Genomic DNA, 9834 nt, shown 5'->3' on the forward strand with positions numbered 1-9834 from the left:
ATAAGGGCCATTAATCCGTTATATGTGGCAGATGCCAGGCAGAACAGGATGTACAGCGTACTTCTATGTTTCCGTTTCGGTTCTTCCATCCTGTAAAATTAGCGCATTAATGGCAGATGCCGATAATAAAGCCAGACAAATAATGCTGTAATAGCAACATCAAGATATGGTGCCGGATATCCCTCAATGTAAACCAGGGGAAGAATAATGATCAGAATCTGGGATACAAAATAGAAATGAAATCCAATTTTCCTGAGTTTCCACATTTGTAAAGCCCCAAGCAGGGATGTGCTGTAAAGTATAGTACCGGTGAGGAAAAATCCGTATCCCGCCTTCATGAACATATCGATCAGGGGAAAGTTATGTTCGGTTTCTTCCAAAAGGGCCATGGTCTCTTCATAGGAAGTAGTTATCAATAGATTTGAAAATGCGCCCAGTCCGCTGCCTATGAAGGTTAAGACGCACAGGACGGTTAAAAGAACAGGTCTTTTATTTTCCCGGGGCGCATTTTCATTGGGTTGTATTTCCATGAAGATTTATCTTGGCAGGAAAGCCTGAGCTTTCTTATTCCAGACTTCCTACGAGTTTTTCTACCTCTTCCAGGATCTCTCCTGATTTGACAAGGCTTTTCATGGCATTGTGATCATCGTACAAAGGCCGGTCAATATCCAGGAATGCTACGTATTTCCTGACAACTTCCTTGGCTTTGCTTACTCCCTTTCCGAACTGATATTCCCGGAAATCCAGGGCCTGGGCAGCAGCCATGAATTCGATTCCCAGAATGCCATAGGCATTGTCAAGTATCTGGAAATTTTTAAGGGCAGTATTCATCCCCATGGACACAAAGTCTTCCTGGTCGGCAGCGGCCGGAATGGATTGGATGGAGGCCGGCATCGACAATATCCTTTGTTCCACGATCATCATATCAGCAGTGTACTGGCTGAGCATAAGACCTGAGAACATTCCTGCTCCTTTGGTGAGGAATGCCGGCAGACCTACGCTGAGGGCCGGATGGTTCAAGCGGTTCATGCGCCTTTCCGACATAACGCTGACCATCGTAACGGCTGTTCCTGCCATATCCATGGGCAGCGAAACGGGAGAGCCCTGGAAGTTGGCACCGGATAACTGAAGGTTTTCATCCGGGAAGAAGATCGGATTGTCACCAACACCGTTGAGCTCAATTTCCACCTGTGACCTTGCATACGCCAGTGCATCGTGTGCAGATCCAATCACCTGGGGTGTGGAGCGCATACTGTAAGCATCCTGAACCTTGCATTTTAACCTTCCTTCTTTCAGATCGCCTCCTTCTACCAGCTTGCAAATGGCTTTGGCGCTCCGGATGGCTCCGTGAAACCCCCTTACTTCATGCAGTTTGGGAGTGTATGGCTTCATGTTGGCCATCAGAGCTTCGAGCGACATGGCAGCGGCAATTTCGGCCTGCTTCATCCAGCGGTTGGTATCATACAGGAATATGGCACTCATAGCCGTAAGAACATTGGAGCCGTTGATGGTGGCAAGACCATCCCTGGCTTGAAGTCCTGGAACCGGAATACCCGCACGGTCAAGAGCTTCCTTGCCATCGTAAAGCTTCCCTTCAAAATAGGCCTTGCCTTCTCCCATCATCAGGAGCGCTATCTGCGACATGGGAGCAAGGTCCCCGCATGCACCGACTGATCCTTTGGTGCATACCCAGGGGGTCACACCCTTGTTCAGCATGTCAATCAACGTTTGGGTGATCTCAGGACGGCATCCTGAATTCCCGTGCGCATGTACATTAATCCTTCCAAGCATGGCCCCCCTTACCCACTCAATGGGCATGGGATCGCCAATACCGGCTGCATGATTATATATAAGGTATTTCTGGAAATCCTTTACCTGGTCGTCGTTGAGGACAACCTCCGAAAATTCACCAATACCGGTGTTTACACCGTACATGATCTCCCGCGCCTGGATCTTCTTTTCCAGCATGGCGCGGCATTTGATGATCCTGTCCAATGCATCCGGATGTAATTCTACTTTTTCGTTATGACGGGCAACATTGACAACATCCTCTATGGTCAATCCCGCACCTTTTATTACTAATGTCATGATTATTTAAATTTACAGTGAATAATGAATAATGAATAATGGCCTGCCCCGAGCGTAGTCGAGGGGAGCGTAGCCGAGGGGGATGATTAAAAAAGTGCGGTGCGGTTGATTTTGATCTTAAAACGTAGAATCCAGCTATTCATGCTTTCAGGCAATTTGGCTGTAAAAATATAAAAAGTTAGGCTTATTGTTTATTTTTTAACAAATGATGATAAAAGTTCTTTTATGCTTATCTCTTGTTGGCTGCCTTCCACCATGTTTTTCAGAGATACCTTTCCGCTTTTCATTTCCGTTTCTCCCACAAGAATCACATAAGGGATATTTTTCTGGTCGGCATAAGCCATCTGCTTTTTCATTTTAGCCGCTTCGGGGTATATTTCAGCGTTGATGCCTGACTTTCTTATTTCCTTAAGGATGCCCATACAGTACTTTTCTTCCGCGGGCCCAAAGTTTACAAACATTATTTGTGTTGTTGCCTGTTGGTCTCCAGGAAAGCGGTTCAATTCGTTCAACACGTCATAAATACGGTCGGCCCCAAACGAAACACCGACTCCGGATACGCCGGGAAGCCCGAAAATACCGGTCAGGTCGTCGTATCGGCCGCCGCCGCAGATGCTGCCCATAGCAACTTCCCGCGATGTCACCTCGATGATGCTTCCTGTATAATAATCGAGCCCTCTGGCCAGGGTCAGGTCTAGGTCGAACTTTGCACGTAATTCCAGATCCTTCAGATAGCGCAACACATACATAGCTTCTTCAATGCCCTGCATGCCGGTGGGGGAGTCCTGAAGCAATTCCTGCAGTCTGGGAAACCTCTCTTTGAGCTTGCCTTCAAGACGCAGAACCGGCTGGAGTTTTTCTATGGCTTCCCCGGGTATTCCCCTTGAACGCATCTCTTCATTTACCCCTTCCACGCCGATCTTATCAAGTTTATCAAGCGCGATCGTGATGGTCATCATTTTATCTGCCTGTCCCACATATTCTGCAATGCCGGTGAGAATCTTCCTGTTGTTGAGCCTTACCAGCACATCCAGTCCCAGGCGGTGAAAAACCTCATCGATGATGAGGATGAGTTCAACCTCATTCAGCAGGGAAGTGCTCCCGATCACGTCTACATCACATTGGTAAAATTCCCTGTACCTTCCACGCTGCGGCTTGTCGGCTCTCCAAACAGGCTGTATCTGGTAACGTTTGAAAGGAAAGGCGATCTCGTTCCTGTGCTGGACGACAAAACGCGCAAAAGGAACCGTGAGATCATAACGCAGACCTTTCTCCGAGATGGCAGCAGCAATCCTTATTAAGTTCGATTGTTCGATATCCTTAGGTTCAAGCCCCGAGAGAAAATCACCTGAGTTCAGTATGCGAAACAGAAGCTTATCTCCTTCCTCTCCGTATTTCCCCATAAGCGAAGACAGGTTTTCCATGGCCGGTGTTTCGATGGGCAGGTAACCGAACAGTTGGAAAACATCCCGAATGGTATCGAAAATATAGTTTCTCCTGACCATCTCCTGTGGTGTAAAATCCCGGGTTCCCTTTGGTATGGAAGGTTTCTGCATATTGATCGGTTTTATGCGCAAAGGTAAGGATTCTCTCAGATCAGCTTAAGTTTTTCCAGGATTTTATCCATATATGGTTTGACCTCCTCGCTCTCTTCCGGAGGTGCCCAGGATGCAAATACCTTGTCATCTGCAGGATCCCATGGACCATCTTTTACTTCATAGGCAACAGATCCCGGTTCAAGGGCTATCATTGAATGCCAGGTGCGCTCAGGCACTTCGGCTGCGTAATTCCCTGCTGAGGGATCCAGTAGAATGTGATCGGTGATATGGCCGTGATCATCAAATTCCAGGATGAGTATCCTGCCGCGAAGTACAAAAAAGACCTCGCGTTTATCCGGTTTCTCATGCTTATGCGGCCGGATATAGGATCCGGGCTCAATGGCGTTTAGCATTCTCTGCATGGGATCGGGCGGCCCGGAATGAAAATTGTAATTCATCCTCTTCCTGTCGGACTGCATAGCCCTTTCTGTAAGGGCCTCAAGCAATTGATGGTTTATCTTGATCATAAGGACAGTTTTCTTCTTCTTTTCTCCCAGAGCCTAAAAATAATGGTTTTTTGATAATTTCCCTTTATATTTGCCGACCTCACGACAATAACCATGAGAATACTGCTGATATGCAATAAACTCCCTTATCCCCCGCGCGATGGAGGCTCTATTGCTACGTTTTCCATGGCCAGGTCATTTTCGGAACTGGGACATGATGTCACTGTCCTGGCAATGAATACTTCCAAACATTTTTTTAACATTCAGGATATACCGGTGGATATTGCCTCAAAGATGAAGTTCATCGCCGTGAATATCGACACATCCATTTCCCCTTACTCTGCCCTGAGAAATCTCCTGTTTTCACCCTGGCCCTATAATGCTGAAAGATTTATTAATGAAGATTTTAATATAGCACTTCAAAAATTACTTGTTGAAGAACCTTTTGACATTATCCAGCTTGAAGGACTTTATCTTGCGCCCTATGTGCCTCTGATAAGATCGTTAAGCAAAGGCTTGGTTTCCATGCGTTCACATAATATCGAGCATGAGATCTGGCAAAGGACTGTTGCTCACAGCAGATTCCCCAAACAATGGTATCTGAAAATCCTGGCGAAAAGGATCAAAAAAATGGAAACCGGTTTCCTGAACAGCTATGATGTGATGGTACCCATTACCGAACGCGACGGGGAAGTACTCAGAACCCTGGGGTGTCTTTTGCCCATGCATAATACCCCTACAGGAATTTTTACCGGCGACCTGGATCCCAAAAGAGCTGAAATTGAATATCCATCCCTTTTCCATATCGGTGCCCTGGATTGGACACCCAACCAGGAGGGCCTTCATTGGTTCCTGGAAAAGGTATGGCCTGCATTGCATCACGAATTTCCTGAACTTAAATTCTTTGTTGCAGGAAGGAATGCCCCTCCCAAAATATCTTCCCTTAACGTCCCGGGTATGGTTTTCCTGGGAGAAGTGGAAGATGCCTATGCCTTTATGAAAAGCAAAGCTGTCATGGTGGTTCCCCTGTTATCGGGTAGTGGCATGCGCATCAAGATCATCGAAGGAATGGCCCTGGGTAAGACTATCGTTACCACTTCCATCGGAACGGAAGGGATCAGCACCCGGCATGGTCACGACCTCCTGGTAGCTGATACTCCGGAAAATTTTACAGGTGAAATCCGCGAACTCATCCGGAATTTTGATAAATTTGAACAGATCGGTATTAATGCCGTGGAATTTGTTAGAAATATATACGATAATCTGGTGATTGTCAGCTCACTGATTGACTTCTATAAGAAACACCTGTGATGGGTCTGCAAATTATATTCTGGGTATCTGTCTTACTGATATTTCATTCATATCTTTTTTATCCTCTGTTGCTGAAAATTCTGTCGTCAGGGAAAAAGGGAAATCAGGACGTTTACGACCCGCAAGATGACCTCCCCATGGTTTCAATTATAATTTCTGCATTTAATGAAGAAGAGGTGATCGACGAAAAGATAAGGTCGGTTTTTGCTTCTTCCTATCCGCAGGATAGATTGGAAATGCTTATTGGATCTGATTGTTCGGGCGATAATACCGACAGTATTATCAGTAATCTGGCCAATGAATTTCCTTCACTCAGATTTTTCCCATATAAACAAAGACGAGGTAAACAAAATGTAGTTAATGACCTGGTAAATGAGTCGAAAGGGAGTATACTGATTCTCTCCGATGCCAATGTGATGTTTTCTCCGGGTACAGTTTTTAACCTGGTGAAACATTTCAGGAATCCCCGGATCGGACTGGTTGATTCCAATATGATCAACCGGGGACAGAAAAAGGAGGGGATTTCCATCCAGGAAAGTTCCTATATTTCGAGGGAAGTCTGGATAAAAAATATGGAAGGAAGGCTGTGGGGTTCCATGATGGGGCCTTTCGGTGGTTGTTATGCCATCCGCAGGATGGATTATTCACCGGTTCCCCCGAATTACCTCGTCGATGATTTTTATATCAATATGAAAGTCTTCGAACAAGGGAAAATGGCTATCAATGATCTGGATGCCACCGTTTTTGAAGACGTTTCCAGTGACCTTGGTGTTGAAATCCGAAGAAAGACCCGGATAGCAACCGGGAATTTCCAAAACCTGATTACTTTTTATGGTTTGCTGTTCAGGAAGAATGTTGGGTTTTGTTTTCTATCTCATAAAGTAATTCGCTGGTTTGGCCCCTGGTTGATCATTCTGGCTTTGCTTTCAAGTTTGTTTCTTGCAACAGGAAGCATATTCTACCTGATAATCTTCTGCCTGCAACTTGGATTGCTTGCCATTCCCTTCCTGGATTATTTTCTCAAAAAGGCAGGAATACATAATCGCTTCCTTCGACTGATCACCCATTTTTACGCCATGAACCTGGCATTGATGCTTGGTTTTTTCCGAGTGATGAAACCGGTGAGGTCGGGGGTGTGGGACAGAACCAAAAGGAACCAGTAGCCTTCTTAGATATGTATTTTCCTGAATAATTTTTTAAACCTCTTACTCCAGGATTCCGTATCCAACAGCGGTGAATCGGTTGTTGCCTTGTAAGTTAGAAATATTCCCAGAGGAAGAAGTACAAAGGACGCCATCCACATGCCTCCGGGTATGGTGAGTGCTCCGGCTGCGGCAGATTTTTCACCTGTGATGGATATTATATGGAAGATCACGAAGAATATTACAGAAAATACTACAGGCAAACCAAACCCACCTTTGCGGATAATGGCCCCCAGGGGTGCTCCGATGAAAAACAACACAAAACATGCAAAAGAGAGCGTGAATTTCTTGTGCCAGGCGATCATATGCTTTTTAATCCACTCCATCCTGCCGGCAAGGTCTTCCTGGGTGAAATTTAACTGTCTCTTCATATTCCTTACCTGGCTGAGAGCCAATTCTGCAACTTCCTTCCGCTCATCCGGCTCAAGGATATCAAGAACTTCGAGGGAAGGGATATTCATGGTGTCGTATTTATTATTATTAATGGTATCGAGTAGGTTATAAAAATAGAACCGGGAATAATCCCTGGCAAAGATCTCCAGCCTGGTGTTATATAATTGATTCAGGGAGTCAATAGATTCGTTAAGCTGGGATATGTTGAGCATATGATAATTCCTCTTGAACAGGTCTTCATCGGTTCTTCTCAGCTCAAAAGCAGATAAATCGAACCTTCTGATCTGTTCCTCGAAATTTGTCCGCTGAAAGGATTTGCTGCTGCGATAATCCTTCTGGTCGATATTTTCCCGGTAATTGTAACCATTATATAAGGTAAGGATAAGATATCGTCCGTCAGGGGTGGTTTCCATGATTCCCGATTTTGCAACGGTCAGATCGGTGTTTCCCTTATTGTCTGTATGGTTGTATATTAACACGTTCCGGATGGTTTTATCATCTTTGTCTTTTTTGCCGACACGCATCACAAAATTTTCTATACCATTATAAAAAACACCTTCCTGGATGTCAAAAGCAAGTTTTTGCTTTCTTACATCATACAGCAGTGATTTGAATTTTAAATTGGCAACGGGCAATACATTGTTTGAAAAATAAAAGGCAAATACACTGATAAAAACAGAAAGGACGATCAGCGGACGCATGATACTCCAAAGACTAATACCCGACGATTTCATGGCAACCAGTTCATAATGTTCACCAAGATTTCCGAAGGTCATTAGAGAAGAAAGCAGGATAGCCAGAGGAAGTGCAAGGGGAACAAAGGTTGAGGAAGCGTAAAAGAGCAGCTCTGTAATCACATACCATTCAAGACCTTTGCCAACCAGTTCATCGATGTACTTCCACAGAAACTGCATAAGCAGGATAAAAAGGGAAATGAAGAAGGTCATGATCAGAGGACCCAGATATGAATTTAAGACCAGGAGGTGAATTCTTTTCATTGCCAATATCTAACGGCGCAAATATAATCAAATTGCAGGGAAAGAAATTCCCTGCGTGCAACTCTTGTAATACGCTGCTTGTCTTAATCACAGTATATAAAAATCAAAAGAATTCTTTAATGCTACTTAAGAATTTTTATATATTTGCAATTCACCCAAAAAGATTGTTTAACTAAAATCATTTCAACCATGAAAAAATTCTTACTGTTAAGCTTGGTTTTATGCATCGGGCTGGCGGGATATTCACAGAAGGCAACTTCCGTTTCCAAGGATCTGCTGAACAAAGCTGTGAAAACTGAATACAAAGCCCCCATTTCTGAGCAGACCAACCTGACCCTCCCGGTCAACAGCGCAACCAACATCAAAGCTTTATCACCCAATGAAGTCCAGATTGGAAACTCCCAGTACGATCTTTGGACCAACACACTGTACAGCAACCGTTTCCACAGATGGGAAGACGGAACCATGGCAGGCGTTTGGATGTTCGGATTACAGGCCACCTCATTCCCTGACAGGGGTACAGGTTATAATTATTATGATGGCACACAGTGGGGCCCCATGCCTACTGCACGTATTGAAAGCTTGAAATGCGGCTGGCCGAATATCGCTCCCTGGGGTGACGGTGAGTTTGGCGCTGCCCACAATGGTGTAACCAGTCTTGAGCTGATCTCCCGCCCGGCCAAAGGAACCGGCGCTTGGACACAGGTTAATTTCCTCGGACCAGACGGCATCACCGATGACCTTACCTGGCCCAGACTGGCAACAACCGGTGAAAACAATGAGGTGATCCACCTTGTAGCCAATACTTATGTTGAATATGAAGGACAGGCAACCGCCCTTCTGTATTCGCGTTCAAGCGATGGTGGTGCAACCTGGGATCCGCATAATGTGATCCTTGATGGTATGGGTTCCGATTATTATTTCGAAATCGGAGCTGATGATTATGCCCTCAGCACTCACGGCAATACTATTATCATCCTCGTTGGTGGTGCATGGAATGACATGTTCTACATGCGTTCTGACGATAATGGCGATACCTGGGATAAACACATTATCTGGGAACATCCTTATCCGTTCTTCGACTGGAATACAACTATTGCTGATACCTTCTTCTCTAACGATAACTCTGCATTCGGTACTATCGACAACACCGGTAAATTCCATGTTGTATTCGGTCTGAACAGGGTTATGCACCTCGAAGTCGGTACTACCTACAACCTTTTCCCCTATGTTGACGGTGTAGCATACTGGAATGAAGATATGCCTCCCTTCAGCAATGACCTGGCTGCACTGGCCGGACCACAATACGGCTATGCCAACTCAGAAATGGTTGAAGATTACAACTATATCGGATACATGCAGGATGTAAACGGTGACGGTGAGATCACGCTGAATACCGACATCCTTTACTACCGCGAACTCGGCCCCTCAACCATGCCTACCATCACTATTGATGACCAGGGCAGAAGGTTTGTATTGTTTGCATCCACTACCGAAACCTATGAAAACGATGTTTACAATTACAAACACATCTGGGCCAGAGCATATGACAATGGCGAATGGGGTCCTTTCCTCGATCTTTCAAAGGATATCGTTCACATTTTCGACGAATGTATCTATCCGCACCTCGCCAGCACTTCCGATGATAACATTCATTACATGTACATGGCTGACGTAACCCCTGGCCTCGCACTCGACGATGACCATGGCTACCAGGATAACAGGTTCATCTATGCCTCCCTTGCAAAAACCGAATTGCTCACCGGAGTTGCAGAACCTGCTGTTATCAACGAAGGTA

8 protein-coding genes are annotated in these 9834 nt (G+C 45.3%); 3 read left to right on the forward strand and 5 right to left on the reverse strand.

Annotated features, from left to right (window positions below; all coding sequences use genetic code 11):
• Positions 1-98: 98 nt before the first annotated feature.
• The 4 genes from KKA81_03935 to KKA81_03950 all read right to left on the reverse strand — a co-directional run bounded on the left by KKA81_03935 (position 99) and on the right by KKA81_03950 (position 4153).
• A complete protein-coding gene (locus KKA81_03935) occupies positions 99-530 on the reverse strand; it encodes a hypothetical protein (GenBank protein MBU2650063.1) in 432 nt (143 codons plus the stop codon).
• Positions 531-564: 34 nt separating this feature from the next.
• Positions 565-2088, reverse strand: a complete 1524-nt coding sequence (locus KKA81_03940) for an aromatic amino acid ammonia-lyase (GenBank protein ID MBU2650064.1) — start codon at positions 2086-2088, stop codon at positions 565-567.
• Between the two features lie 191 nt (positions 2089-2279).
• Positions 2280-3644 carry a histidine--tRNA ligase gene (hisS, locus tag KKA81_03945; GenBank protein MBU2650065.1) on the reverse strand — a complete coding sequence of 455 codons (1365 nt, stop codon included), beginning with the start codon at positions 3642-3644 and terminating at the stop codon, positions 2280-2282.
• Between the two features lie 35 nt (positions 3645-3679).
• Entirely contained in the window at positions 3680-4153 is a 474-nt protein-coding gene (locus KKA81_03950; protein ID MBU2650066.1) for a WbuC family cupin fold metalloprotein, read from the reverse strand.
• Between the two features lie 93 nt (positions 4154-4246).
• On the opposite strand from KKA81_03950, the gene KKA81_03955 reads away from it, so the two are divergent.
• Positions 4247-5443 (forward strand): glycosyltransferase family 4 protein, encoded by a 1197-nt coding sequence (locus KKA81_03955; protein ID MBU2650067.1) that lies wholly within the window; start codon positions 4247-4249, stop codon positions 5441-5443.
• Positions 5443-6606 (forward strand): glycosyltransferase, encoded by a 1164-nt coding sequence (locus tag KKA81_03960; protein MBU2650068.1) that lies wholly within the window; start codon positions 5443-5445, stop codon positions 6604-6606. Before KKA81_03955 ends, KKA81_03960 begins: the two co-directional genes overlap by 1 nt.
• A 5-nt stretch (positions 6607-6611) precedes the next feature.
• On the opposite strand, the gene KKA81_03965 is transcribed toward KKA81_03960, so the two are convergent.
• The gene (locus KKA81_03965; protein MBU2650069.1) at positions 6612-8036 is read right to left on the reverse strand and encodes an LptF/LptG family permease; all 1425 of its coding nucleotides are present in this window, start codon (positions 8034-8036) and stop codon (positions 6612-6614) included.
• Between the two features lie 189 nt (positions 8037-8225).
• Between KKA81_03965 and KKA81_03970 the strand changes: the two genes are divergently transcribed.
• Positions 8226-9834: glycoside hydrolase (locus KKA81_03970; protein MBU2650070.1), on the forward strand; the 1609-nt coding region annotated here is incomplete at its 3' end.

The sequence above is a fragment of the Bacteroidota bacterium genome (assembly GCA_018831055.1).
In the GTDB taxonomy this organism is placed as follows: domain Bacteria; phylum Bacteroidota; class Bacteroidia; order Bacteroidales; family B18-G4; genus M55B132.

Bases quoted from the DNA above. Each gene is read 5' to 3' on its own strand.
- KKA81_03955 (MBU2650067.1), top strand. From the start codon at position 4,247: ATGAGAATACTGCTGATATGCAATAAACTCCCTTATCCCCCGCGCGAT.
- KKA81_03960 (MBU2650068.1), top strand. From the start codon at position 5,443: ATGGGTCTGCAAATTATATTCTGGGTATCTGTCTTACTGATATTTCAT.
- hisS (MBU2650065.1), bottom strand. From the start codon at position 3,644: ATGCAGAAACCTTCCATACCAAAGGGAACCCGGGATTTTACACCACAG.
- KKA81_03935 (MBU2650063.1), bottom strand. From the start codon at position 530: ATGGAAATACAACCCAATGAAAATGCGCCCCGGGAAAATAAAAGACCT.
- KKA81_03965 (MBU2650069.1), bottom strand. From the start codon at position 8,036: ATGAAAAGAATTCACCTCCTGGTCTTAAATTCATATCTGGGTCCTCTG.
- KKA81_03940 (MBU2650064.1), bottom strand. From the start codon at position 2,088: ATGACATTAGTAATAAAAGGTGCGGGATTGACCATAGAGGATGTTGTC.
- KKA81_03950 (MBU2650066.1), bottom strand. From the start codon at position 4,153: ATGATCAAGATAAACCATCAATTGCTTGAGGCCCTTACAGAAAGGGCT.